Origin of the sequence: Pseudomonas sp. G.S.17 (assembly GCF_038096165.1) — a bacterium.
Taxonomy (GTDB): domain Bacteria; phylum Pseudomonadota; class Gammaproteobacteria; order Pseudomonadales; family Pseudomonadaceae; genus Aquipseudomonas.
The window spans coordinates 2,023,875-2,049,095 of sequence record NZ_CP151076.1 but is presented as its reverse complement, the minus strand read 5'-3'; the positions used below and the strand labels follow the sequence as shown (position 1 = coordinate 2,049,095).

General features: G+C 56.9%; 26 protein-coding genes. 8 read left to right on the top strand and 18 right to left on the bottom strand.

The genetic code is table 11. The features are described from left to right. Nucleotides 1–766: 766 nt before the first annotated feature. From AABC73_RS09405 to speE, 8 genes are all read right to left on the bottom strand, one after another. Nucleotides 767–1,585 carry a transglutaminase family protein gene (locus AABC73_RS09405; RefSeq protein ID WP_341523345.1) on the bottom strand — a complete coding sequence of 273 codons (819 nt, stop codon included), beginning with the start codon at nt 1,583–1,585 and terminating at the stop codon, nt 767–769. Beyond that, nucleotides 1,582–2,541 carry an alpha-E domain-containing protein gene (locus AABC73_RS09400; protein WP_020291501.1) on the bottom strand — a complete coding sequence of 320 codons (960 nt, stop codon included), beginning with the start codon at nt 2,539–2,541 and terminating at the stop codon, nt 1,582–1,584. Before AABC73_RS09400 ends, AABC73_RS09405 begins: the two co-directional genes overlap by 4 nt. A 12-nt stretch (nt 2,542–2,553) precedes the next feature. Then, a complete protein-coding gene (locus AABC73_RS09395; RefSeq protein ID WP_020291500.1) occupies nt 2,554–3,963 on the bottom strand; it encodes a circularly permuted type 2 ATP-grasp protein in 1,410 nt (469 codons plus the stop codon). A gap of 477 nt (nt 3,964–4,440) precedes the next feature. Next, nucleotides 4,441–4,794 carry a ribonuclease E inhibitor RraB gene (locus tag AABC73_RS09390; RefSeq protein ID WP_065836272.1) on the bottom strand — a complete coding sequence of 118 codons (354 nt, stop codon included), beginning with the start codon at nt 4,792–4,794 and terminating at the stop codon, nt 4,441–4,443. A gap of 246 nt (nt 4,795–5,040) precedes the next feature. After that, on the bottom strand, nt 5,041–5,277 hold the full coding sequence (locus AABC73_RS09385) for a hypothetical protein (RefSeq protein WP_341523343.1): 237 nt from the start codon (nt 5,275–5,277) through the stop codon (nt 5,041–5,043). Nucleotides 5,278–5,458: 181 nt separating this feature from the next. Beyond that, nucleotides 5,459–7,552 (bottom strand): LTA synthase family protein, encoded by a 2,094-nt coding sequence (locus AABC73_RS09380; RefSeq protein ID WP_341523342.1) that lies wholly within the window; start codon nt 7,550–7,552, stop codon nt 5,459–5,461. A gap of 267 nt (nt 7,553–7,819) precedes the next feature. Further along, the gene (locus AABC73_RS09375; protein ID WP_341523341.1) at nt 7,820–8,098 is read right to left on the bottom strand and encodes a hypothetical protein; all 279 of its coding nucleotides are present in this window, start codon (nt 8,096–8,098) and stop codon (nt 7,820–7,822) included. A 149-nt stretch (nt 8,099–8,247) separates the two neighbouring features. Further along, nucleotides 8,248–9,108, bottom strand: a complete 861-nt coding sequence (gene speE / locus AABC73_RS09370; RefSeq protein ID WP_341523340.1) for a polyamine aminopropyltransferase — start codon at nt 9,106–9,108, stop codon at nt 8,248–8,250. 544 nt (nt 9,109–9,652) lie between these two features. Here speE and AABC73_RS09365 point away from each other — a divergent pair. Genes AABC73_RS09365 through AABC73_RS09355 form a run of 3 tightly spaced genes read left to right on the top strand, consistent with a single transcriptional unit; the run spans nt 9,653 to nt 12,578 of the window. Next, entirely contained in the window at nt 9,653–10,510 is an 858-nt protein-coding gene (locus AABC73_RS09365) for a DUF4123 domain-containing protein (protein ID WP_341523339.1), read from the top strand. Continuing rightward, nucleotides 10,507–11,301: a hypothetical protein gene (locus tag AABC73_RS09360; RefSeq protein ID WP_341523338.1), complete on the top strand. Its 795-nt coding sequence runs from the start codon at nt 10,507–10,509 to the stop codon at nt 11,299–11,301. The genes AABC73_RS09365 and AABC73_RS09360 overlap by 4 nt, the downstream gene beginning before the upstream one ends. A gap of 5 nt (nt 11,302–11,306) precedes the next feature. Next, the gene (locus tag AABC73_RS09355; protein ID WP_341523337.1) at nt 11,307–12,578 is read left to right on the top strand and encodes a lipase family protein; all 1,272 of its coding nucleotides are present in this window, start codon (nt 11,307–11,309) and stop codon (nt 12,576–12,578) included. A gap of 73 nt (nt 12,579–12,651) precedes the next feature. On the opposite strand, the gene AABC73_RS09350 is transcribed toward AABC73_RS09355, so the two are convergent. Beyond that, nucleotides 12,652–12,843 carry a PLD nuclease N-terminal domain-containing protein gene (locus AABC73_RS09350; protein WP_020291491.1) on the bottom strand — a complete coding sequence of 64 codons (192 nt, stop codon included), beginning with the start codon at nt 12,841–12,843 and terminating at the stop codon, nt 12,652–12,654. Nucleotides 12,844–13,002: 159 nt separating this feature from the next. Here AABC73_RS09350 and AABC73_RS09345 point away from each other — a divergent pair, with 159 nt between their 5' ends. Further along, nucleotides 13,003–13,929, top strand: a complete 927-nt coding sequence (locus AABC73_RS09345; RefSeq protein WP_341523336.1) for a ZIP family metal transporter — start codon at nt 13,003–13,005, stop codon at nt 13,927–13,929. Here the strand turns inward: AABC73_RS09345 and AABC73_RS09340 are convergent, their stop codons facing one another. Next, on the bottom strand, nt 13,930–14,454 hold the full coding sequence (locus AABC73_RS09340; protein ID WP_341523335.1) for a hypothetical protein: 525 nt from the start codon (nt 14,452–14,454) through the stop codon (nt 13,930–13,932). A gap of 101 nt (nt 14,455–14,555) precedes the next feature. Continuing rightward, on the bottom strand, nt 14,556–15,092 hold the full coding sequence (locus AABC73_RS09335) for an ankyrin repeat domain-containing protein (RefSeq protein WP_341523334.1): 537 nt from the start codon (nt 15,090–15,092) through the stop codon (nt 14,556–14,558). A 452-nt stretch (nt 15,093–15,544) separates the two neighbouring features. Here AABC73_RS09335 and AABC73_RS09330 point away from each other — a divergent pair, with 452 nt between their 5' ends. Then, the gene (locus tag AABC73_RS09330) at nt 15,545–15,823 is read left to right on the top strand and encodes a DUF3509 domain-containing protein (RefSeq protein ID WP_020291487.1); all 279 of its coding nucleotides are present in this window, start codon (nt 15,545–15,547) and stop codon (nt 15,821–15,823) included. Nucleotides 15,824–15,995: 172 nt separating this feature from the next. On the opposite strand, the gene AABC73_RS09325 is transcribed toward AABC73_RS09330, so the two are convergent. The 6 genes from AABC73_RS09325 to aroC form a co-directional block, all read right to left on the bottom strand. Further along, nucleotides 15,996–16,718 carry a LuxR C-terminal-related transcriptional regulator gene (locus AABC73_RS09325; RefSeq protein ID WP_341523333.1) on the bottom strand — a complete coding sequence of 241 codons (723 nt, stop codon included), beginning with the start codon at nt 16,716–16,718 and terminating at the stop codon, nt 15,996–15,998. A gap of 263 nt (nt 16,719–16,981) precedes the next feature. Further along, nucleotides 16,982–17,665 carry an acireductone synthase gene (mtnC, locus tag AABC73_RS09320; RefSeq protein WP_341523332.1) on the bottom strand — a complete coding sequence of 228 codons (684 nt, stop codon included), beginning with the start codon at nt 17,663–17,665 and terminating at the stop codon, nt 16,982–16,984. Between the two features lie 12 nt (nt 17,666–17,677). Further along, on the bottom strand, nt 17,678–18,226 hold the full coding sequence (locus AABC73_RS09315; RefSeq protein ID WP_341523331.1) for an acireductone dioxygenase: 549 nt from the start codon (nt 18,224–18,226) through the stop codon (nt 17,678–17,680). A 76-nt stretch (nt 18,227–18,302) separates the two neighbouring features. After that, on the bottom strand, nt 18,303–18,917 hold the full coding sequence (locus tag AABC73_RS09310) for a methylthioribulose 1-phosphate dehydratase (RefSeq protein ID WP_341523330.1): 615 nt from the start codon (nt 18,915–18,917) through the stop codon (nt 18,303–18,305). Continuing rightward, nucleotides 18,914–20,107: an MFS transporter gene (locus AABC73_RS09305; RefSeq protein WP_341523329.1), complete on the bottom strand. Its 1,194-nt coding sequence runs from the start codon at nt 20,105–20,107 to the stop codon at nt 18,914–18,916. The genes AABC73_RS09310 and AABC73_RS09305 overlap by 4 nt, the downstream gene beginning before the upstream one ends. Before the next feature lie 6 nt (nt 20,108–20,113). Then, nucleotides 20,114–21,205 carry a chorismate synthase gene (aroC, locus tag AABC73_RS09300; RefSeq protein ID WP_341523328.1) on the bottom strand — a complete coding sequence of 364 codons (1,092 nt, stop codon included), beginning with the start codon at nt 21,203–21,205 and terminating at the stop codon, nt 20,114–20,116. Between the two features lie 159 nt (nt 21,206–21,364). Between aroC and AABC73_RS09295 the strand changes: the two genes are divergently transcribed. Together AABC73_RS09295 and AABC73_RS09290 are read left to right on the top strand one after the other, a co-directional pair. Continuing rightward, nucleotides 21,365–22,324 carry an alpha/beta fold hydrolase gene (locus AABC73_RS09295; protein ID WP_341523327.1) on the top strand — a complete coding sequence of 320 codons (960 nt, stop codon included), beginning with the start codon at nt 21,365–21,367 and terminating at the stop codon, nt 22,322–22,324. Nucleotides 22,325–22,456: 132 nt separating this feature from the next. After that, a complete protein-coding gene (locus AABC73_RS09290) occupies nt 22,457–23,254 on the top strand; it encodes a hypothetical protein (protein ID WP_341523326.1) in 798 nt (265 codons plus the stop codon). A 127-nt stretch (nt 23,255–23,381) separates the two neighbouring features. Here AABC73_RS09290 and prmB read toward each other — a convergent pair whose 3' ends face one another. Next, nucleotides 23,382–24,290: a 50S ribosomal protein L3 N(5)-glutamine methyltransferase gene (gene prmB, locus AABC73_RS09285; protein WP_341523325.1), complete on the bottom strand. Its 909-nt coding sequence runs from the start codon at nt 24,288–24,290 to the stop codon at nt 23,382–23,384. 247 nt (nt 24,291–24,537) lie between these two features. On the opposite strand from prmB, the gene AABC73_RS09280 reads away from it, so the two are divergent. Continuing rightward, complete coding sequence (locus AABC73_RS09280) at nt 24,538–25,128, top strand: cysteine hydrolase family protein (protein WP_341523324.1); 591 nt, start codon at nt 24,538–24,540, stop codon at nt 25,126–25,128. Nucleotides 25,129–25,221: the final 93 nt, after the last annotated feature.

The window sequence follows — 25,221 nt, the reverse complement described above, 5'->3', positions numbered from 1 at the left end:
CTTAGCTTCACTCCAGCGGTATTCAATAATCAAAACCACTGAATCGTTTTGCGCAGATGTAGGAATTATCCGAGCCAGACGAACGGTCGCGCCGAAAGCGAATCGTCTTGGGAAGTCCGAAAGCGTCTAGCCGGGTAGCGTCCGCTGGATTTACGAAACGCATAGACGTTTTTAAGATGAGATTTACAGCCCGTTATACGTAATAGTTCTAAATGTCACAGCACCTGGACTCTAAGGTTAAGTCTGTAGCAATGGGCGCCACGACAATCAAGACCAGCGCCTCGGTTGACGGCAAACTTGCCGCACCAGTTGCTCAACGCAATCACCTTTGCCAGCTGCCCGAACATTCATTGACGAATTCGGTGAGCTTTTGTAGCTCTGGAATAACAAAAAAGGCAGACAGCCATGTTCAAGCATTCAAAATTCCGTCAGGCCGGACTTATCGTCTTTGCCACTACACTGCTACTCATCCTGCCGAATATGACCCGTCTATTCGGTTGATGGTCGCGCATCGCATCGGAATCCGCGCCTGTAAGTGCGTTTTCGAACCGAGCACATCTGTGCCAGCCTCTCTATTCGAATGAATGGGGATGGTGTATGCGCAAAGGATTAATGTTGGCGAAGCCCGCGATAAGTTCTGCGCAGAGATCTGCTTGGCCGTGCCGTGTGGATAGGGGCTTTTGCAGGAATGAAATAACCCTGGGACATCGGATGATTTCAAGCCGCTCCAACGGTGATCAATGACCATCCGTTGGAGTAAGTGGCTTTACTGATGCTGCGCCTGCATCATGATTTTTGGTGCGTCGACCATCGGCGACACCAGAACCTTGGCGTGCATCTGCTCGCTGCCGCCACCGCGGCGCATGCCGCGCACCGGGCAGGCATCCAGGTAATCCAGCCCCACCGCCAGTTTCAGGTGGCGTTCCGGAATAGCCAATTCGTTGGTCACATCAAAGCTGTACCAGGCGTCATCAATCCACGCCTCGGCCCAAGCGTGACTAGCCAGGTGTTCGCTGTCTTCGCTGTACAGATAACCCGAGGCATAACGCGCCGGAATCCCCAGGCTGCGCGCGCAGGCCAGAAAGGCGTGCGTGTGGTCCTGACAGACACCGGCGCGACCGGCAAACGCCTGGACCGCGCTGGTATCGACTTCGGTCGAGCCCGGCGTGTAAGTGATGTGCTGGTTCAGCGCGTGCATCAAATCGATCAACGCACTGCGATCCTTACGTTTGCGACATTGTTTGGCAGCAAAGGCGCGGATCGCTTCATCGGGCTCGGTCAACCGCGTGAAACGCAGGAACGGCAGCGGTGACTGACTTTCGTGTTCGGCTTCACGCTTCTCGTCGATTTCAACCTGACCACGGGCACCGATGATGATCGCTTCATGGGGCTCGTCCATGGTCAGCACGTGCAGGATATTGCCGAACGGATCAACTTGCGCACGCACCGGGCGCGGCAGGGTCAGTTGCCAGCTGAGCACTTGCTGGCGCTCGCTGTCGTGTGGCGTCAGACGGAGATACTGAATACTGGCGCGGACCTGATCCTCGTAGTGATAGGTGGTCTCGTGGCTAACTGAAAGTCTCATGCAGCCTCCAGATAAGAAGTGTGTATGGCGTTACCCAATTGGGCTACCAAAGGAATGAATTCGTTCAACCACTCGTGCAGGCCTTCCTCCAGGATTTCGTCGATCCCGGTATAGCGCAGGCGTGCGTCAAGTTCCGCCGCCAGTCGCTGGGCGGGACGCCCGTTGGCCCCCGGCAGGCTGGCAAGGATCAGGTCGAGTTCTTCCAGACAGGCGCTCAGCGAACGCGGGATGTCCGGGCGCAGCAACAGCAATTCGGCGACTTGCCGCGCGCCGGGTGCATCGCGGTACAGCTCGGTGTAAGCCTCGAACGACGACAGCGCACGCAATAACGCGCTCCACTGGTAGTAACCATGAGCAGAGCTGTCGGAAACCTGATGGGTATCGCGACCACGCAGTTCGAGCATTTCGTAGCGCGCATCCAGCAGGCGCAAGGTGTTGTCGGCGCGTTCGATGAAGGTGCCCAGACGAATGAAACGGAAGGCATCGTGACGCATGATGGTCCCGTAAGTGGCACCGCGAAACAGGTGCGAGCGTTCCTTGACCCATTCGCAGAACCGGCTCATGCCATAACGGCTCAAGCCTTGTTCAGCGATGCCGCGAATTTCCAGCCAGGTAGCGTTGATGTTTTCCCACATGTCGGCGGTAATTCGCCCACGAACCGCATGGGCGCTCGCCCGCGCGGCACCCAGACAGCTGTAGATGCTGGCCGGGTTACTCGCATCCAGGGCGAAAAAATGCAGCAAGCGCTCGGCGTGCAGCTCCCCATGGCGCTCAAGATAATGGTCCAGCGTGCCGGTAATCAGCAGCGGCATGGCCAGTTCATCCAGGCCGTCACCGCGCCCGTCCTGCGGCATCAGTGACAGCGAGTAGCTGACGTCGAGCATTCGCGCGAGATTCTCCGCTCGCTCCAGATAACGCGACATCCAATATAAATCCGAGGCAGTTCTACTTAGCATTGGCAGGCATCCTTAATCCTCAACCACCCAGGTGTCTTTGGTTCCGCCACCTTGCGACGAGTTCACCACGAGCGAACCTTCACGCAGCGCGACTCGGGTCAGCCCGCCGGGTACGACGCGGGTTTCACGGCCGGACAGGACAAATGGGCGCAAGTCGATGTGTCGCGGGGCAATACCGTTCTCGACAAAGGTCGGGCAGGTCGACAGGCAGAGCGTGGGCTGGGCGATGTAAGCGTGGGGCTTGGCTTTGATTCTGGCCCGGAACGACTCGATTTCCGCTGCGGTCGATGCAGGCCCCACCAACATGCCGTAGCCACCGGAACCCTGGGTTTCCTTCACGACCAGATCGCCAAGATTGGCCAGCACGTGGGACAGCTCTTCCGGTTTGCGGCACTGGAAAGTCGGCACGTTCTTGAGGATTGGCTCTTCGTCCAGATAGAAACGAATCATGTCGGTCACATACGGATAGACCGACTTGTCATCCGCCACACCGGTGCCGATGGCGTTGGCCAGCACGACATTACCCGAGCGATAGGCCGACAGCAGGCCAGGCACGCCGAGCATCGAATCCGGATTGAACGCCAGAGGATCAAGGAACGCGTCGTCCAGGCGACGGTAGATCACGTCGACAGCCTTGGGACCATCAGTGGTGCGCATGAACACACGATCATCGCGCACAAACAGGTCAGCACCCTCGACCAGTTCCACACCCATCTCACGCGCCAGAAAGGCGTGTTCGAAAAAGGCGCTGTTGAAGCGACCGGGGGTCAGCACCACGACACTCGGGTTGTCGATAGGGCTGGAGCTTTTCAGGGTATCGAGCAGCAGGTTCGGATAATGATCGATCGGGGCAATGCGCTGCGCGGCGAACAGCTCCGGGAACAGACGCATCATCATCTTGCGGTCTTCGAGCATGTAGCTCACCCCGCTCGGGGTCCGCAAGTTGTCTTCCAGCACGTAATACGTGCCGTCGCCGTCGCGCACCAGATCGACACCGGAGATATGCGAATAAAGATCGCGGTGCAGATTCAGGCCTTGCATCGCTATCTGGTATTGCTCGTTGGCCAATACCTGCTCGGCGGGAATAATCCCGGCCTTGATGATGCGTTGCTCGTGATAAAGGTCAGCGAGAAACATATTCAACGCTTTCACGCGCTGAATGCAGCCTCGTTCTACCACCCGCCATTCACTGGCAGGAATGCTGCGCGGAATCGTATCGAAAGGGATGAGGCGCTCTGTCCCCTGCTCGTCACCGTACAGCGTGAACGTGATCCCGGCGCGATGAAACAATAGATCGGCTTCACGTCGACGCTGAGCCAGTAACTCAGGCGGCGTTTCACCCAACCAGCGGGCAAATTCCCGGTAATGCGGGCGGACCAGGCCACCGGCATCGTACATCTCATCATAAAAGGTGCGGATCATGCCGTACTCCTTGTCACCACGGACACCAAGGGCCTTCGCAAGGCCCGTGCCATCGGCATAAACGCTTAAATATCAATCGGTTAAATAAAAACACAAGGATCACCGCACCATTCCTGTGCAATATCCTTCCTAACCAATTCTCCTACGCCTCATTCGGAAGCGTCCTTCAACTGCAAACGCTATGACCAGCATAGCCAGAGTTGATTTCACGAGTGGATATTGTTTCCCGATAATCCCCTGCATTCGGGCAATCACTCATTCGGATGCCCTGTTTCAAGTCGTTGTCGAAAAACACCGCAGCGCCTGCAACAACCGAATTTTCCGAACTTCCCTTTGAGCCACTCTCTTGAGTGGCTTTTTTTTGCCTGCCCTTTTTTGGTCAGCGGCGCGGCGTATATTCATAAACAGTTTTAGAGTCCACAAACCAAAACCGGCCGATTCCAGGAATGCCCCTGAATCGACCGGTCGTTCAGCGCATCAATGACATCTCATGCGCTGGGAGCCTCTGATCTCCTGCGTAACGCCCCAGCCCTCGACTTCACCGTCGAGCGCTTCGATTGCTGTCTGGAAGTCCTGCTCGAAATCACCGATGCCGTCATAGGTCGCATACATGACCTTGCTTAACTGCAAATGCCACGCGCCGTCATCTCCGACGTTGATCTGGGTATTAAGGGATTCGCCACGAAATCGTCCCGCAGCCTGCCGTGCCCGCTCCTCATCCGGAAAAATGGCATAAAACTCGATGGGGTGAATACGCGCGAAATCGAAACCGCCCTCTTTCATGCGGCGCAGTACGTTACTGCTGATGTCCTCTTGATAGGCTGTGCTCATGAAACGTCCTCCTATGCAACGATAGATAGAGTTTCAACGCTCCCATACGACGCTCCGATCGGAGGCCGTCACACGGCAGATACTCTGCCGGGCGGGAATCAAGCATGTAGCTGACAAGGCCACGCCTGCTGGGCGGGCGAGGCATCGACATGACGAGGCTGGAGAAACGCTTCACCGGCCTCATTTGCAGAGTAACCCCATCGTTGGCGTTATGCCAATTGGGGGAGAGGGATTTTTTTCAGGTGCTCAGGAGGCTTCAGTGATGGAGATGATCTGCACCGCATTCTGGTCTTTCAAGGATTTCACGGTGGGCTCGGCCGTGCGACCTTCGAGGTCATTGAGGTCAAGCTCATCGGCCACAGGAAACAAAATCGGCCGTAGCCGACGAGCGACTTCCTCTTCGCTGGGACGCTGCTCGGCATCAAGATCCAGGCTTTGTTGCACACCATCTTTATCCAGATACGAAATGGTCCACTGTTTCATCGATGTCTCCTCAGCAGCCGAAAACGCGGCTTACGTGATCTTGACCTTTTTTGGCGGTCATTCGTTCAAACGAGTTAAGCGGATTAACCCGCAGAAACATAGAGCTGGCTGCGGATACAGGCTGGAGCCGAAAATGCAAAAAGCCCCTGGACAAGGGGCTTTTTGCGTTGCAGTGCAGCGATCAGTTCTTGTTCTTGCTCGCCTCTACACCGGCTGTGTTATCCAGCAGGCTCTTGGTCGCGGTTTGCAGGAAGCTGTCGAGTTTGTTGCGCAGTTCCTGAGTATCCGGCGCATCCGGGATCACCTCGGCATGAGGTGTGCGGCCCAATGTGTACGACAAGACTTTCGGTTCCATTTCCTTGGGTTCGATCAGGATCCGGTCGCCGGTTACCAGCGCGACGGTCTGCTCGCTGCCCGAAGGCTTGATCACGCCAAAACCCTTGTCGCCTTCCGGCAGGTTCAGCAAGTCGCGACCCCAGCACTGGTTGCGGCTTTCCCCGCCCAGGCGGCCCATGATGGTCGGCACGATGTCGATCTGGGTACCGACGATGCTGCTGCGCTGGCCAAACTTCTGTTGCACGCCCGGACCAATCATCAGCATTGGCACGTTGAAACGGCCCAGGTCCATCTCAGTGATTTGCTGGTTATTGCCGAAACCGTGGTCGCCGACGACGATGAACAGCGTGTCCTTGTAGTACGGCTCTTTCTTGGCCTTCTCGAAGAACTGCCCAAGCGCCCAGTCGGAGTAGCGCATGGCAGTCATGTGCTCGTTCAGCGACCCCTGATCCGTCACTCGCTCAACTGGCAGGTTGGCTGGCAACGCGTAAGGCGTGTGGTTCGACAGGGTTTGCAGCAAGGCATAGAACGGCTTGCCTTTTTCGCCACGGGCTTTCAATTCCTGAGCGCCGCGATCGAACATGTCCTGATCGGACACGCCCCAGGTCGGATCAGAGAACACCGGATTGACGAAGTCATTGCGACCAATGAATTTAGTCATGCCCTGGTTACTGAAGAAGCCAGACTGGTTGTCCCAGGCGAAGTCGCCGTTGTAGACGTATACGTCATCGTAACCACGGGCGCTGAGCAATTGCGGCAGGCCGGACAGCTTATGACTGCCTTCCGGCGTCTGCATCAGGTACTCGAAGCCCGGCAGGTTCGGGAAGCACGCCATGGTGGCAAACATGCCTTGGTGGGTGTGCGTGCCGTTGGAGAAGAACCGGTCGAACAACAGACCTTCCTTGGACAGCTTGTCGAAGTAAGGCGTGATATTCGCCTCGTCGCCCAGCGCACCTACCGAGTGACCGGCGAAGCTTTCCATCAGGATCACCACGACGTTCTTGATCGGCAGGGTATTTTCCGCCGGCGGCATGGAGTCGCGACGCACTGCCGCGATCTCTGGATCAACCAGTTTATCGTGGGAGGTGAGCAACATGTCTCGCACAGTCTGCTGCGCCTGTGGCTGCGGCAGAGTCGCCTTCCAGATGTTGTCGCGATCTTCCGACATGCGGCTTTTCGCAGCAGCAATCAGGGTCAGCGTACCGTTGAGGCCCAGGGTATTGGCGAAGTTCGACTCTGTGGTGTAAGCATCGCCCCAACGCAGCGGCGGGCCCTGGCGCAAGGTGCCGCGAGCTGCGACAACCGCAATCAACAGGCACACAACGAAGACACCAATACGCGCATACCACGGCGCAATCGAACGCTGGCTGGAAGTGCCGCCAGCCACCGAGCGTCGTGGCCGGGTTGCCCGATCCACACCTTTGAACACCAGGCTCAACAGCCAGGTGACGAAAGCCCAGGCCAACAGATAGCGAACCACCGGGAAGCCGTACCACAACATGCTCAGAACGGTCTTCGGATCTTCCTTGACGTACTGGAACACCAGGCCGTTCAGGCGCTGGTGAAACTCGCGATAGAAGTCCATCTCCATCAGGCCGAAGAACAGCGTCAGGCTGGCGACCAGCGTCAGCCAGAAACGAAAGAACCCGCGCATCGCCATGATTCGCGCACTGAACAGCGCCAGAATCAGGGGAATAAGCAGGTAAACCGTCAGACGCAGGTCAAAGCGCATGCCGTTGAGCATCGCTTCAACAAATACCGATGCCGGCGTGTCACCGATCATTTCGCGGTTGTAGACCAGCAGTGCAATACGCAACAGCGTATACAGCACCATCAGGACCAGCCCGCTTAGCAGCGTGTACGCCAGATGCGATTTGACGGTAGGTTGCATCGAGCGCGACGAGGCGGGCTGATGACTCAGGGCGTCCGTTGTGGCCATGTCGTTCTAGGATCCGTTGGATTCAAAAAGGGGTTCAAAAGTCTGTGCGTCAGGCGACGTTTTCACATCGAGCAACGCGCGGGGGGCAAATCTTACGTGATCATTCACTGATAAACACCGATGGCTGTACGATGTTTCATCTTGAACGGTACGAAATCGACGGCGTCATTGCTCTGCAATCAGGGTTGGCAGCCAGCGAGGCGTTATTAAGCGCGGCAGATTTTCAGCGACATAACGTGAAAATTTCGTCGTTCGCAGGGCAAGGATTCAGCTGAAAGACTGGCTGTAAAGGCTCAGGCTGTACTCGATTGCCTCGAAAACCCCTGGCGGGTCACCGGCGAATTCGGCGTTGTCGCGCAACGACGCCTGCGCCGCCGCGATCAGCTTTTGCAGGCGTTGCCGGGGTTTGACGACATCACAGACCTGCGCCAGGGCAAGAATCCCCAACCGTGAGGCGAACAGGCTTTTCGATCCGTCGAGGCTCAGCGCCAGCGAATCCTCTTTTATGTAAGCAGTTGTGTTGACGATATCGTAGAACAGCTCCACCGATGACCGGATGCATTCCGGTGCGCAGAACAGGCGAATCGCGCGGGCACCTTTTTCATAGCTGGAAGCGACATGGGCACCAACAGCAGAGTGTTACGTGTGCATAACGTTTCCGATGAAATGTTATGTACACGTAACTTTCGACACTATCAGTCGTTGCTAGGCTTGTTGACCGCCTGCAGTACGTATTGCGGCAGGGCGAACGCGCCGATGTGGACTTCCGGGTTGTAATAACGGGTCACGATGCCGCTACCTGCGAAACGCTGACGCAAGGTATCCAGCGGCAGTTTGCGATAGGCCGTATTGGTTGCGCCCCAGGCAAAGGTCATGGCGCCACCGATGTAGGTGGGGATCGCCGCCTGATAGAAATGCCAGTCAGCAAACAATCCGCGCATCCGCCCGGCCGTGGTTTGTACGCCGCTCAATTGCATGAAAGGCGTGCCGTTCTGGGTGACCAGGATGCCGCCTTCATTCAGACAGCGGTGGCAGGCCTGATAGAAATTCTCCGAGAACAGCACTTCGCCCGGACCAATCGGGTCCGTGGAATCGGAAATGATCACGTCGAATTTTTCTTCGGTTGTGGCGACAAAGCGCATGCCGTCATCGATCACCAGGTTCAGGCGTGGATCTTCGAACGCACCCTTGGAGTGGTTCGGCAGAAACTCTTTGCACATCTCGACCACGGTACCGTCGATTTCGACCATGGTGATGTGCTCGACACTGCGGTGCTTGGCCACTTCACGCAACATGCCACCATCGCCACCGCCGATGATCAGCACCCGGCGAGCAGCGCCGTGGGCCAGGATCGGCACGTGAGTCAGCATCTCGTGGTAGATGAACTCATCGGCTTCAGTGGTCTGAATCACGCCATCGAGGGCCATGACGCGACCCATGCGTGGGTTCTGGAAGATCACCAGGTGCTGATGCTCGGTGCGCACCTCGTGCAGCAGTTTTTCCATGCGAAAACGCTGGCCATAACCTTCGTACAACGTTTCTTGATAATCGCTCATGGGTAAGTCCCTGATAAATACGGATGGCAGGACGGCAGGCCGCCCATAAGAATGGCGCGCATTCTACGTCGAGGAACATGACAGGTCGAACCTCCATTGCAAATCCACACCCTCCGAGCACTGCTACCGGGCTCAAGGTCCGCGTTGGAATGGTAAACATACCGGAAAGCCGGATTTAGAGCAGCAGTGACGAGTGGACAGTCTTTTTCTGGCACTCCGCTCGGTGTCAGCTTTTTACAGAATAAAATCCGCAGGTCAGGCTGGTGTTGCCACAATCAACTGGTAATCAATTGATGGATATCAAGCCACATCAACACTAGGAACTTCAAACCAACGCATAACCGCAATCAATTACGAATAATCCTACAAAGTTAAGATTCTCTACCTACATCCAAATACATTGACACAGTGGGATGATGCGAACCCAAAGCAAAACTCAGCCAACTAAACACAATTTTAATACGTGATAAACAACGAAAACAACGTATTCGCAGCGCGGGCCTGACCGAAATCATGCGATGCAGTAACCACAGGATATAAAGCCATGAACAATGCGTTCATTCAGCCTCAACAATGGCTAAACGAACACAAAACTTTTAAACATCAATTACTCCTGATTATTGACACGGTTGCGGCCCCGGAAACTATCGCGAAAATATTTCAACTCGCACCGATCCGTGAGTATGTTCGGCTGTTTCAGGGCACAGAGTTCGAGAGTCTGCTTGAGCAAAGCCCGTGGCTGGTGCGTATCGACGAATCGTCCGCGCCGATTCTCACATATCTACTGCAGTGCCCCGAACGCAATTGGGGCTGGATCGCCAGCGCTGTCCACCTTGATTTGAACGATGTTGCCCAGCACTGGCGCGAACGCCTGGTGATAAACGAGGACGGCAAACGATGGTTTTATCGCTTTCAGGATAATCAGGTTATTGCTCGCCACCTCAGCGGCTTAACAGTGCAACAAATCCCCCTGCTACTTGGACCGTTAATAGGAGCATTGACGTGGGATGGTAAGCAGTGGCTGGCCTTTGAAAATGAAACCCCTGCGCTCATTCCAGTTCCGTTCGCAACACCGTGGCTCAACATTCCAGAGCCGCTGGAGATCGCAAATGGTATTGAGTTGCGCGCACTCCACGCATGGCTTTGGGAACTAAAGGGCGAGGCCACCCAGCAGCTGGCCGAAACTCGCCCACTACGACCTTGGCTGGAAGAGCAGTTCCAGCGTGCAGGCGCGTGGGGCTGGGATACAGGCGACCAAAAATGTTTCCTGCTTGAGCAGCAACTAAATCCGTCACTTGCCGAGCATCCCGCTTGGGAGCCCCGAGCCAATGAAACCCCGAGGCAGCATTTCGCCCGATGCCAGCGTGAACTGCTCGCTGCCAGCAAGGGGCATGTCTTATGAGGCGAGTATTGCCTTTAGCCGCGCTGGCTAGCGCTCTGCTTGTTATTGGCGGATGCAGCCTCATCGTCTCGGCAGCAAAAGAAAGTGCCCTGTCAGTTACGGGTCGCGAAGGCTGGGATAGTTTCAATCTGACGGGGGAGTTACCGGCTGAATTCGGCGTAGAAGCGACCGTCTGGTATGGACCGATAACGCCCGGCGCGAGCTGCGAAACCGATAACATTTATACGGCTAAAAAAATGCCTCGCAGCCATGCCAAATCGTTTGAACAAGACTTTCATCCACACGCGCAGACCTTTAATTTCAAAGTTCCATTGAAATACAGCATTGGACTGTGCGCGATGAAAATCGGCAGGGTTGATATGAAAATCAGGGGCCGCTTCGGTCACAAGGATTGGCAACAAGCCTATGACGACGCTGGACTGAGATTCGTAAAAACCTTGCCGCAAGGCAGCCCTGGCTTTAACACAAATGGAATTCTCGAGATAACGGGCAAATGTGAATGGTGGTTCCAGGACAGCAAGCTGGTCCTTGAGCTCGATAAATCTCTCAATTGCAAAGGTGCCGGTGCTTATTTACAAACAGACCAACTAACGGGCAAGACAGTCAAATTTAAAATCGAGGTTAATCCCGAAGAAACACCCTATCGTGATGATACATGGATCAAGTTTCTCAATGGCTGGAAACCTTGCCTGCCGAAAGAAGGATGGCAGAGGTGCCAAACTCCCCCGCAGTTCAAAACATTCAAAATGAACGGTAAAACCTGCACCATTTATCCAGGATGTACGGAGTAATACCTATGGCCTTTCAAGAAAAACGACTTCAAGAAAAATGCCCGCAACGTGACTACTGGTGCAGCTTCCGGCTGGTCAATGAACAGGGAGACGGAAAAGCCTACGCCGGACTTACTTACAGGTTGCATGATCGTTGGGGTGAAATATACTCCGGAGAGTTGAACGAAGACGGCCAGGGCCAGGCTCATAATGGTTTTCATCAAGCCTTCGTGGGTGCCAAGGATTTTGTTCGTCGTTACTTCAGAGACTTCTACACCGACCAAACCATTTTGATCTGCGGCCATAGCCTGGGCGGAGCCATTGCCTTGCTGTTGGCGGAGTGGTTGAACCGCTCTTACCCCAACGCGAACGTCATCCTTTACACCTACGGCTCACCCCGGGCCGGTGACAGCGCCTTCGTCAAAGCAGCGGCGGGGTTGACTCATCATCGTCTGGTCAACCATCACGACCCCATCCCCGGTGTGCCTTCCACCTGGATGGATGGCAACTGGAAACACCTGCTGCCGGGTACGGCCATGCTGGTGGCCTCGATCGGTACGCCACTGTTGGGCACAGCGGTGTTATTGGGCGGGTTGCTGAACCTGCGCGGCGACAACTTCGAGCACCACGGCGAGCAACGGCATTTCATGCCGCGCAAGGCCACGTCGGATGGCTACAGCTCGATTCTCTGGCAGCCGGGTTGTGTCGCCCTGGAGCAGAAAACCTGTGCGCAATGGGCTGCGGAAATTGATCTGCGAGGCGACATGCCAACTAGGTCGATCCTCACTCAAATGTTGTCTTTCGCTGAGCACTCCAGCAATAGCGGTTACAGCCGCGCCGCCTTGACCACCCTGTTGCGCTGGATCACGGCTCAACAGCGCAATGGAACCTTGTTCACCGACCTGGAGCGCAGGCAGATCAGCAAGCAAATCGACCCCATTGAACAAGATATGGCGGCCTGGCAGCCCGAATCCTACTTACGTTTCCGGCAAAACTTGCGCACTAAAACCCATCCGCGCCTGAATCGCCTCACTGAACTGGATCTGCGGGCTTACTACGACAAAAGCCATGGCGAAATCCTCGAATTCAAACCTGAACAACAGAAAAGCCTGAGCAAGGCACAAAAACGCCTGAAGGCCCAATCCCGAGTGATCGTCACCCGCAAAGACGTCTTCGGCGACGAGGCCGAACGTGCTGATCTCGACGCTCTGGTTACCGAATGGCTGGAATTAGCGGAGATCAAGAAAGCCGCAGTATTAGCTAAAGTTTCTATAGATTCGCCAACGCTGGTCAGCTGAGAATGGATATTGACGCGGGCACCAGCTAACGGCGTACTACCGAGAGCTGGTGTTCATCTGACTTCGCTAGATATCAGATCCGCACATTGCCGCGCGGACCGGCGATCGCCCAGATGATCAGCCCCAGCACCGGCAGCAGCGCAATCAGCAATACCCAGAGGATCTTCATCCCGGTTTCGGCACCACTTTTCAGAACGTTGATGATGGCCCAGATATCGAGGGCAAGAATGATCAGCCCTACCAAACCATTGAAAGTGGAACCCATGGTGTCGCTCCTGATTGTCCCGAATGAATACATGCCTGCTTAGGATAGTCGCAGTCTTCAAGGGTTCCGTTGAACCATCGGCATATTTTTACGCTCCGACTTGATAACACAGGCGTAACGGCGCAATTTTTTTACTAACTCCGCAAAGGTCAGGCACTCATGCAAACTCCCGCACAACCGCGAACGTGGTGGGCGACATGGTTCGCTCAGGCACAATCCACGCCCTTGCTCAGTCTCGGTTTTCTGCTGGTGTTGCTGGTGGTGCTCGGGCTGCTGATCGCCAGTGGCTACAACGCCATCTACGGCGCCAATCAGGACAACCTGCATTACGCCTTGCTGGGCGGCACCGCCGGTTTCGGCGCGACCGCGTTGGGCGCGGTGATGGCCGTGGCGATGCGCGACATCAAGCAGCGCAGCCAGGACATCATGCTCGGTTTCGCGGCGGGAATGATGCTCGCGGCGAGTTCGTTTTCGCTGATCCTTCCCGGCCTGGCCGCTGCCAGGGAAGTCACCGGAAATGGCCCCTTTGCTGCGGCAACCGTGGTGCTGGGACTCGGACTGGGCGTGCTGTTGATGCTGGGCCTGGACAAATTCACCCCCCACGAACACGAAAGCGTGGGCCGTCAGGGGCCACACTCCGAACGGATCAATCGGGTCTGGCTATTCGTCCTGGCAATCACCCTGCACAACCTTCCGGAAGGCATGGCCATTGGCGTCGGTTTCGCCAATGGCGACATGAATGTCGGCCTGCCGCTGGCGACTGCGATCTCGATTCAGGATATTCCAGAAGGCCTGGCGATTGCCCTGGCCTTGCGCGTCACCGGGCTTTCAGCATTCAAAGCGATGCTGGTGGCGATCGGTTCGGGCCTGATGGAGCCCATCGGCTCGCTGATCGGACTGGGAATTTCCAGCGGCTTCGCCATCGCTTATCCGGTCAGCCTGGGTTTGGCAGCGGGCGCCATGTTGTTCGTGGTTTCCCATGAGGTGATTCCGGAAACTCACCGCAACGGCCATCAAACGCCCGCAACCCTGGGTTTGATGGGCGGTTTCGCGGTCATGATGTTTCTCGATACCGCGCTGGGTTGATCAGCTCGATGCTTTCAGCGCCTGCAGTGCAGGCGCTGCGTGGATACCGACCGCAGCGCACAACTCAAGAACGCGCGCCTGATCATTACCGTAGACCAGCACGGCTTGCAGCTCATCATCCAGAGGCTGGCTGAAGTTCATCAGCACGTAGCCGCCCATTTCCTTGTTCATCGCGCCCAGCTGAATCTGGATACGGTTGAGCGCGGTCAGCGGCTCGACCTTGGCCAATTGCTTGGGCTTGATATTGAACGTGACGTCCGGTCCGAACGACTCGACGATTTGCGCGAACAGGTCCTCGTAGGTATCGGCCTGGAACAGCACAGTCTCTGGCAAGCTGCCCACCACGACCCACTCCCCCAATGCAATCGGGAAAGTCTCGTCGTAGTTGATGTCCGGATTAGCTGCCAAAAACGCCTGAGGATCAGCGTACGCCTGGGCCGCTTCGTCGGCGATGCGCTCGATATCCTGCTCGCCCATGCAACCCGAACTGATTTTGCCGATTAATTCGATAAGTTGATTCTTCATGGGGCGATCCTGATCACAAGCAAAAATAAAGGCGCGAAGGATAACGGCAAATCCTGCGCGCCTCTATATCAGTTGGGCATATCAGTTCAGCTCATACGCATTCAGTTGGCGAGTTTGCTCAACTGCGCAGCCGTATCTACCGCGCCCATGGTTTGCGCGGCGGTCAGCGGCGTCACGCCTTTAGCGTCCTGCACGTGAGGATTGGCGCCCTTGCTGATCAGGTAATCGACGATTTCAGTGCGATTGAACATTGCCGCCATCATCAATGCAGTGCGACCGTCCGCCGAAGCGCCTTCCACGTCTGCGCCGCCTTCGATGAGTAATTTAACGACCGCCATATCGCCCTTGAACGCTGCGCCCGCCACCGGGCTTTGACCGTTGTCGTTACGGATTTCCGGATCGGCTTTATGGTTGAGCAACACCCGAACGGCGTCTTGATGGCCGTGATAGCTGGCCAGCATCAACAAAGTGTCGCCCTTGTGGTTGCGCAGGTTCGGTGTCAGACCTTTCTCCAGAAGTTTGTCCAGCATTACCGCATCGCCACGGCGCGCCACGTCAAACACCTGCTCTGCGAATTCGAGGGCTTCTTCATCGGTCATTTGCACCGGTCCGGCAGCCGTGTTGGTTGGATCTGACATCTGGTATCTCCTCGCAGGCAGTTTGCACGCGGCATCAATAAGGTTCAGGGAAGCTGTCTGGTAATGACCGCAACTGTGCGCAGCCGTTCGAATCGGGTCAAGGCAAAGCCGCCTATCGAGGTCATTGATAAATAGACGGAAAAGGTATTTTTGGCCGGTTCGAATAATTCCTCAAAAACGTGGTCAGAGCGTCCAGGTGTGTTCGCATCACCGTCCGGTTTTGCCAGAACCCGGACGTTCGCTTAAGTTCCGCGCTTGCCCTCTCCAACCGCGAAAAAACCCGCAAAATGCAGGATGCACGATGGGCCTTCATGCAAATTGCACGAGCCGCGAAAAAATCAAATTTGATAAGTTATTGATTTTAAACGACTTAATTAAGATTCAAATACTGGCACAGTCACTGCACTAGTAATTCCACGCTTGTTATCCCATGAGCAATGGAGCCGCTAGACATGACTTTTATTCAAGAAAAATTCGCTTCCGTCTTTTCCGAATTCGACGTAACCACTCAGGCCCGTCCTGACGGTGGTGTGCTTCTTTCTTTGCGTAACAGTGAAGGCAAACAGATTCGTCGCTCCGTGTCCTATGCGCAGCTCCATACTCCGGTTCAACTGGAATGGGTAATCAGCGCGATTCGCCGCGACCTCGCAGCACAAGCCAGCGAACTGCCGGCCATCTCAATGCTGCAAAGCCAACACCGTTTTGATTTGCCGACCTACCACACTCGCTGATTGCTGGTAAGGCCGACTGCACGCTTCACGTTGTACTGATTCACCCGCTCTCTCATCCTTTGTTTTTTTGCCGCGACTGCCGAAAGGCTTTCGCGGCTTTTTTTGGTTTGAGCATTCGCACTGAATTAAACCGTAGGAGGGATTCAGGGCGTCAAGACGGTCTCTACTGTATCTATTTGATAATCCCCTGGGACAACGCCTCCCCCACCGCCTGCGCGCGATTGGAAACGCCCAACTTGTTGTAAATGCTCTTCAGGTGATATTTCACGGTTGGTGCGGCGATTTGCCGGATCGATGCGATCTCGGAAGTGGTCTTGCCTTCTCTGACCCATTCCAACACTTCAATTTCTTTCTCGCTAAGCCCCCGGGATCGTAACTTTGCACCTCTGCCCACCATGTGCAGCACCGGCACCAGACTGGACAGCAAGTATTTATCAGCACCGGTGAGGCTTCTGGTCAAACCATTGAGCGAGCAGATTGAAGTGACACCCTGAAATCCCTGGCCCTGATGACTGTAGCCATAGGAACAACCTGGATTCAGTTGATGACTGGCAACGGCCTCGCTATAGGTGCTGGAAGGCGGATCAAGCTGGAACGCCTTGCGCCAGTCGAGAAAGCCCAGCTGTTCCCGGTAATAGTTGACCACCGGATCTTCCAGCAGCATCCGACTGCGGCGGTACATGTGGCGCCAGTTGCTGTCGACGTTGGACGTCACAATGGTCAGCAGCATCGAACCCCGGAACTGATAAAACATTGCCCGCTCGCAATTGCACTCGCGTCGCAACCAGATCAATGCGTTCTCAATCGCATACTCGCTGTCCAGCTCGGTAATGCTGCTGACCATTTGCTGGATGAGCGGATCGAGATTCGCGTTTCGTGAATTGGCAGTTTCCATTGGCGCTAGCTCCTTCTCCAGCCCGCCACTGTTTTATGGTGTGCAAGCAATATCGGCGATGGCTGGATGGGCAGAAAACTACACGAATAAACGCACTGAAAAGCCAAAGCGAAAACAAACAGTCTTCGCTGACTTACATCGAAGCCGCGTCCCACAGCGCATTCAGAAAAGGCTGACTAAAGTTCTGCAGATAAGTAACGAGGCAGGCGATGTTGACTGACGGCAGTCGCGGTTCTGGCCCGCGACTGCCGGGGGAAGAGGAATCAGAAGCGCGTCAGATCAATTACGGCGAAACTGGCAACGTTGCTGTGTCCGACCAGTTCCCCGCCATTGCGGACCAGGCCACAGGTCGGCATGCCGGCAGCTTGTGCGGCGTCCAGTTCCTCAACGATGTCGGACAGGAACACGATCTGCTCGGCAGGCAAGCCGATAGCGGCGGTGATAGTTCTGTAGGACTGCGGATCGCGCTTGGGCCCGGAAGTGGTATCGAAATAGCCACTGAACAACCCGGACAAATCGCCCGCTTCAGAGCAGCCGAAAATCAGTTGCTGCGCCTGAATCGACCCGGACGAATAAACGTACAGCGCGTAGCCTTCCTGATGCCAGCGTTTGAGGGCTTCCACGGCGTCGGGATAAACGTGACCCTTGAGCTGACCGGCCTTGTAGCCCTGCTCCCAGACCATACCTTGCAGCGCTTTGAGCGGCGTGGCCTTGCGGTCCTCGGCGATCCATTGCAGCAGGATTTCGACAACCCGTTGCACCGAAGCATCCGGCTCGGCGCTTTCAGCGCGCACCGCTTGCAACTGCGCGGCAACGGCAGGCTCGCTGGCGTACTGGAGCACGAAGTCCGGCAGATGTTTCGCGGCGTAAGGGAACAGCACTTCGAAGACAAAGCTCACGGCGCTGGTGGTGCCTTCGATATCGGTCAGGACAGCTTTAATCGTCATCAGTATCCGGTCCTATAAATCGTCGAGCTGCGGAAAGTTGCGGGCGATGCTTTCGCCGGTGAAGTTGGCGACCCAGCCTTCAGGATTGTTGAACAGCCGAATGGCCACGAAATGCGGGTTCTCGCCCATGTCAAACCAGTGCAGGGTACCCGCTGGAACAGAAATCAGGTCGTTCTTTTCGCACAGGACGGCATAGACATAATCTTCGATGTGCAGCGTAAACAGCCCACGGCCGGCAACGAAAAATCTTACTTCGTCTTCCCCATGCCGATGTTCGTCGAGGAATTTGGCGCGCAGTTCGGCTTTTTGCGGATGGTCGCTGTTGAGGCTGATCACGTCGACAGTGACATAGCCCCGTTCGGTCATCAGCTTGTCGATCTGCACCCGATAGGCGCTGATGACGTCTTCCTGGGTCGCGCCGGGCGCAATCGGCGTAGCCGCCTGCCAACGATCAAAACCGACGCCGTGTTCGGCCAGGGTCGAGGCGATGTCTTCGACGTGGGTCAGGACTTTGTTGGGCTGGTCAGGGCTGGACTCGTGATAAACGAACAGGCTGCTCATGGGGCAATTCCTCGGTTTTGGTGACCCTGCGGCGGATTTTAATAGTGAGAAAGCCAGGCCGCTGCGGGTAAATCTGTTATCGATTCAATATGGCCAGGGTTTTCAGCTCGCATTCAAACAGAAACTCGAACGCTTCGATCTGACGCAACGCATCGCTCATTCGCGCACCCCAGGTATACAGACCGTGGCCGCGAATCAGATAACCGGCGCAGTCTGGATGGGCATCGAGCCAGGGCTGAACCTTGGCGGCCAGTCGGGCGATATCCTGATCATTGTCGAAAATCGGCACCACAACCCGGGATTCATGGGTGACGACACCGCTGAATGCCTTTTGCAGCTCGTAGTCCTCGAACACCAAGTGATCGGCGGCGGTCAGACGAGACAATACCGTAGCGTTCACCGAATGGGTGTGCAGCACCGCGCCGACGTCCGGCCTGCAGCTGTATAGCTGAGTATGCAGCAAGGTTTCCGCTGAAGGCTTCTTGCCCGGCTCCAGGCTGTTGCCGGCCAGATCGGTCGCCAGCACGTCGTCCGGCCCCAACTCACCCTTATGCTTGCCGGAAACGGTCAACAGCACTTCGGTCGCGCTTAGTCGTGCGGAATAGTTGCTGCTGGTGGCTGGCGACCAGCCCCGTGCATATAAAAAGCGCCCGGCATCAATAATTGCCTGGCTTAGCTGTTCGCGGCTCATGCGCGCTCCTCTTTCATTCTTGAACCTGTGATGACGGCGGCGGCCAATGCCGCAATGCTGGCGATGCTGAACGTCCAGCCCGGGCCCAGCAGATTCCAGCTGTAGCCTGAATACAACGCCCCCAATGCGCCGCCGGTGCCGGCCAACGCCGCATAAAGCGCCTGGCCCTGACCTTGTTGTTGCGGCCCGAAACTACGTTGCACGAAATGAATGGCAGCTGCGTGAAAACTGCCGAACGTCGCCGCATGCATCAGTTGGGCAACCAGCAGCACCGCCAAGTACTCGGCAAAACTACCCAGCAACACCCAGCGCAACGCCGCCAGCAGGAAACTCGCCAGCAACACCTGACGCACAGTAAAACGCTTCAGCATGCGGCTCATGGCCATGAACATCAGCACTTCAGCTACCACGCCCACGGACCAGAGCAGACCGATGATGCCGCGACTGTAACCCAGGCTTTCGAGGTGCAGGGTCAGGAAGGTGTAATACGGGCCGTGGCTCAACTGCATCAGCCCGACGCTGACATAAAACGCCAGTACCCCGGGCCGGGTCAGTTGCCGGAAAAAACCTCCGGCGCCCAGGCGCGCGGCCGACAGCACCGGCTGGGCATTGGGCACCCACCAACTGCTGGCGACAATACCGAGCAGGATCACCAGCAACGCCTGGGGATAAAGGTCGAGGCTAAACCCTTCAAAAAGCCGGCCCAGGGCGACCACGGCGAGAATGAAGCCCACTGAACCCCAGAGTCGAATCTGGCTGTAGCGTGAGGTTTGCCCTTGTAGGTGCGCCAGGGTTATGACTTCGAACTGCGGTAATACTGCGTGCCAGAAGAAGGCGTGCAACGCCATGACCATCGCCAGCCAGGCATAGCTTTTGTCGAACAGAATCAGCGAGAACGTCAGCAGCGTGCAGACTGCGCCGAAGCGCACGATGGTCAGGCGTCGCCCGGTGTAATCGCCGAGCCAGCCCCAGAGATTGGGCGCGATGCAGCGCATCAGCATGGGGATTGCCACCAGCTCGCCGATCCGCGCGCTGGAAAAACCCAGATGATGAAAATACAGCGCCAGATACGGCGCCGTGGAGCCGAGCAAGGCGAAGTAGAACAGATAGAAGCTGGACAGCCGCCAATACGGCAGCGGCCCGGCTGAGACTGGCGCCACGCTAGCAGGCTGCGCTGGCAGCGGCGCCATTGATCATCAGAGCTGACCCAGCACAGGCGTGCTGACTTGCACACCGGCGTTTTGCCCGCGATGGCGCAACAGGTGGTCCAGCAAGACAATGGCCATCATCGCCTCGGCAATCGGCGTGGCGCGAATGCCGACGCACGGGTCATGGCGGCCTTTGGTGATCACGTCCACCGGATTGCCGTTGATGTCGATGGAACGTCCCGGTGTGGTGATGCTGGAGGTCGGCTTCAGCGCCAGATGCGCAACAATCGGCTGCCCGGAAGAAATGCCACCCAGAATGCCGCCGGCATTGTTGGACAGGAAACCTTCCGGCGTCAGCTCGTCGCGATGCTCGGTACCGCGCTGGGCGACACAGGCAAAACCGGCGCCGATCTCGACGCCCTTGACGGCATTGATGCTCATCAGCGCATGGGCCAGCTCGGCGTCCAGACGATCAAAGATCGGCTCGCCCAGACCCGGCATCACCCCTTCGGCGACCACGGTAATCTTCGCACCGACCGAATCCTGATCACGACGCAGCTGGTCCATATAGGCTTCCAGCTCCGGGACCTTGTCCGGATCGGGGCAGAAAAAGGCATTGTCTTCGACCGAGTCCCAGGTCTTGAACGGAATCTCGATCGGGCCCAGCTGGCTCATGTAGCCGCGCACCACGATGCCCAGGCTCGCCAGGTATTTCTTGGCGATGGCACCGGCCGCGACACGCATGGCGGTTTCCCGCGCCGAACTGCGACCGCCGCCACGATAATCGCGAATGCCATATTTATGGTGATAGGTGTAATCGGCATGGGCCGGGCGGAACAGGTCCTGGATCGCGGAATAGTCCTTGGACTTCTGATCGGTGTTGCGAATCAGCAAGCCGATGGAAGCGCCTGTGGTCTTGCCTTCGAAGACACCCGAGAGGATTTCCACCTCGTCGGCTTCCTGACGCTGGGTGGTGTGACGGCTGGTGCCAGGCTTGCGCCGGTCGAGGTCAAGTTGCAGGTCTTGCAGCGACAGCTCAAGGCCCGGCGGGCAGCCGTCAACGATAGCAACCAGCGCCGGACCATGGCTTTCGCCGGCGGTGGTAACAGTGAACAGCTTGCCGAAAGTGTTGCCGGACATGCGGACGCTCCGAGAAGTCAGCGAAAAAAGCGAGATCGATAAAACCAGATCAATAAAAACCAGGCGCGCCAGTATACGCAGGCTGGTCGTGTAGTTCATCCTCGAACCTTATTCGTCTGGCCGCGTCCAATCGGCACCCAAACAGATAGTGGCCCAACGATGTTACGAGTTATTGCCTTGATACTTCCCTTGCTCACCGGGCTTGCCTACGCTGGCGAACCAGTTGTCCTGCAACGTCCTATCAGTCTCGACACCGGTACCGGTGAGCTGTTCGGCACCTTGTTGCTGCCTAAATCCGACACGCCAGTGCCGGTGGTGCTGATCATTGCCGGCTCCGGTCCGACGGACAGAGACGGTAACAACCCCGATGGCGGGCGCAACGACAGCATGAAGCGTCTGGCGCGCATCCTCGCCAAACACAACATTGCCAGCGTGCGTTACGACAAGCGCGGGATCGCCGCCAGCAAACCGGCCACACCGGACGAACGCAACCTGAGCATCGAAGGTTATGTGGCGGATGCCGAAGCCTGGGGACAAAAACTCAAGGCTGATCCGCGTCTGGGCCAATTGATTCTGCTGGGCCACAGCGAAGGTGCTCTGGTCGCCTCGCTGGCTGCCGAGAAAGCTGGCGCCGCTGCGGTGATTTCCGTGGCTGGCACTGGTCGCCCGGTTGATCAGGTGCTGCGCGAACAGCTTCAGTACCGTCTGCCGCCGCCGCTGCTGGCGCGCAGCAATCAGTTGATCGATGAAATCAAGGCCGGCAAGACCGACGACGATGTGCCCGCCGAGCTGGAAGTGGTATTTCGTCCCAGCGTGCAGCCGTACCTGACTTCGCTGTTCCGACAGGATCCGGTCGCTGCCTTCGGCAAGTTGCAGGTCCCGGCGCTGATCGTTCAGGGTCGCCACGACATTCAGGTCGGCGTGGGCGATGCGCAGCTTCTGCAGCAAGCCAAACCCGATGCTGAACTGGCCTTGATCGACGGCATGAACCACGTGCTGCGCATTGTGCCCAACGACATCAAACGCCAGCTCGCGTCGTACAAGGATCCGCAATTGCCCCTGGCCAGTGAACTGACTACCCGCATTCTGCGTTTCATCGGCACCCTGCCCGCCGCTTGATCCAATTTTTGACGACAACACACGCGAAATACCCTTCAGGACTGGCAAAAACGGCCGATAGGATGCTACTGGCACCGTGTTTGCAATACTTTGTATGCAACCTAAGGATCATGCACAAGATCGGCGGGAAAAATGACTGAAACGAATGCTCTGCACACTGTTGCCGAAAAAACCGCCACTGCTGAAGTACCGGCGGTTGCGCAGCCGTGGGAAGAGGTTCAGCCGGAAACCTTCATGATGTTGCGGTTGGCACCGCTGCAGACTGACCGGGCCACCGGCGCCCGTCCCCTGCGATTCATCCAGTTCGGTCGCGCCGAGCGCCACAGCAAGGAGCTGAGCCTGCTGCGCCTGGCCATCCAGCTGCCAGGACAACGGGTGCGGCGCGAACAGAATCATCTGGACGTCTGGGTCGACCACGAAAAGCGCCTGGTGCGCATGGGGCCCGACTCCGGCTTGCAGATCGAACCGTGGAACCGCGGCATCGGTCGTTTCCTGGCCGCCCAAGGCATTCTTTGGGCGCAGAAGAAGTGGTCGACGTACAAGATTGAAAGCGTGGCGCTAGCCAGCAAGGACGGCCTGAACGAAGACACCCGCCTGCGCCGCGACCACTTTTTGCGCACCCAGGGTTTTGAAGTCGCCTACGCCGATGCGCAACATATGAAAGGCAGCGTCAAGGATGTCCAGGTCGGCAACCTGCACAGCACCTGGAATACCGAAAAAATTCAGATCATCGAAATCCTCGAAGCCTCGCAAATGCTGGAGAACGCCGAGAAGAAGATGATCGAGCAGGAAGTGCTGATACGCCAGCACGAAGACCGGGTGGCCAAATACAAGCGCGAGGACAGCAGCCTGCGCTTCACGATTGCGTGCCTGGTGACCTTCGCGGTATTCCAGGCAGGGTTGCTGATCTGGATTGCGACGCATCGGTGACCGGCATCCACCGATGCCGGAAATGAAAACCTTTGCCGACGGTGCACGAATCGGGTAGGAGGGGACTTGTCCCCGATGGGGTCTGCGCCGAAGCCATCGGGGACGAGTCCCCTCCTACACGCTACGCTCACACCCGGGTTTCAAACAACGCCTGATGGTCCCGGCACTGGGCAGCGGTCAGCATGAACACGCCATGCCCGCCGCGCAGGAAGTCCAGCCAGGCGAAGTCCACTTCCGGGTACAGCGCCTGCACATGAACCTGACTGTTGCCGACCTCGACGATCAACAAACCCTTGTCGGTCAAATGATCGGCGGCCTGGCTGAGCATACGCCGGACCAGATTCAAGCCATCACTGCCGCATGCCAGCGCCAGTTCAGGCTCGTGTTGGTATTCGTCAGGCATATCGGCGAAGTCTTCAGCGTCGACATAAGGCGGATTGGAGACGATCAGGTCAAAGCGCTGCCCCGGCAAACCATCGAAACCATCGCCCTGCACGGTGTACACGCGAGTATCCACGCCATGGCGCTCGATGTTCTGATTGGCCACTTCCAGCGCTTCATAGGACAGATCCGCAAGCACCACTTCAGCGTCCGGAAATACGTCGGCGCAGGCAATGCCGATGCAACCGGAGCCTGTGCACAGATCGAGAATCCGCGCCGGTTCGTCGGGCAACCAGGGCGCAAAGCGATTTTCGATCAGCTCGGCAATGGGTGAGCGTGGAATCAGCACGCGATCATCGACAATGAACGACATCCCGCAGAACCAGGCTTCGCCGAGCAGATAAGGCGTCGGGATGCGCTCGTCGACGCGGCGCATGATCAAGCGCTGCAGGAGCGCAATCTCATCGACTTCAAGGCGGCAATCCAGATAGCTGTCAGCAATTTCCCAAGGCAGGTGGACCGCACCCAGCACCAGTTGCCGGGCTTCATCCCACGCGTTATCGGTACCGTGCCCGAAAAACAGGTCTTCTTCGTGAAAGCGACTGACCGCCCAACGGATATGGTCGCGCAGCGTACGCAAGCGGGATGTGATCACTTCAGACAACTCCTTGAGAAAACGACGGGGGATTCTAACAGACGATGCCGTGACGCCGTGAAGGCGTATCGGGCCATCTTCTCCGCTGCACTTTATGTATCCCGGCAAAACAATCAAGGCATACTGCCATTACGCAGGTGAAAACAGCGCTACAGCCCAGCAAAACCGTTAGTTGTCATCGTTGCCATTCCCAGAACCGCTCAGCCGGAGGAGAATGTCGCAAAAGCCCCACCTGAAGGAGCCCCAGATGTCAGATCCAAAGACCATGTTTCAACTCAGCGGCCGTGGTTATGCACCCGCCACTTTGAGTAATGCCACCCTGATTATCATCGATGCCCAGAAAGAATATGTCAGTGGTCCGCTGGCACTGAGCGGTATCGACGAAGCCGTCGCCAATATCTGCCTGTTGGTAGCGGCTGCCCGCGCTGCGAAATGCCCGATTGTGCATATCCGTCACCTCGGCACCGTCGGCGGCCTGTTTGACCCGCAAGGCGAGCGCGGCGAATTCCTGCCGTCGCTGCTGCCCCAGGATGGCGAGCGCGTCGTCGAAAAGCGCCTTCCCAATGCCTTCAATGGCACCGGTCTTGACGATCTGTTGCAGAGCCTTGGTCATCTGGACCTGATCGTGTGCGGCTTCATGAGCCATTCGAGCATCAGCACCACGGTCCGCGCGGCCAAGGACTACGGCTATCGCTGCACACTGGTCGATGACGCCTGTGCGACCCGCGACCTGCCAAGCCCTGAAGGCATCGTCAGCGCTCGGGTCGTGCATCGCACCGAGATGGCCATCATGAACGACAACTTCGCCACACTGGCCTTGACCAAAGACTTGATCTGAGGCGCTTGAGCATCAGGAATCGATCCACTGCCACCCTGCGCCACTGTTGCGCCGGAGCATCTCGAGACGGTTCCTGAAGCAATGCCTGCACCC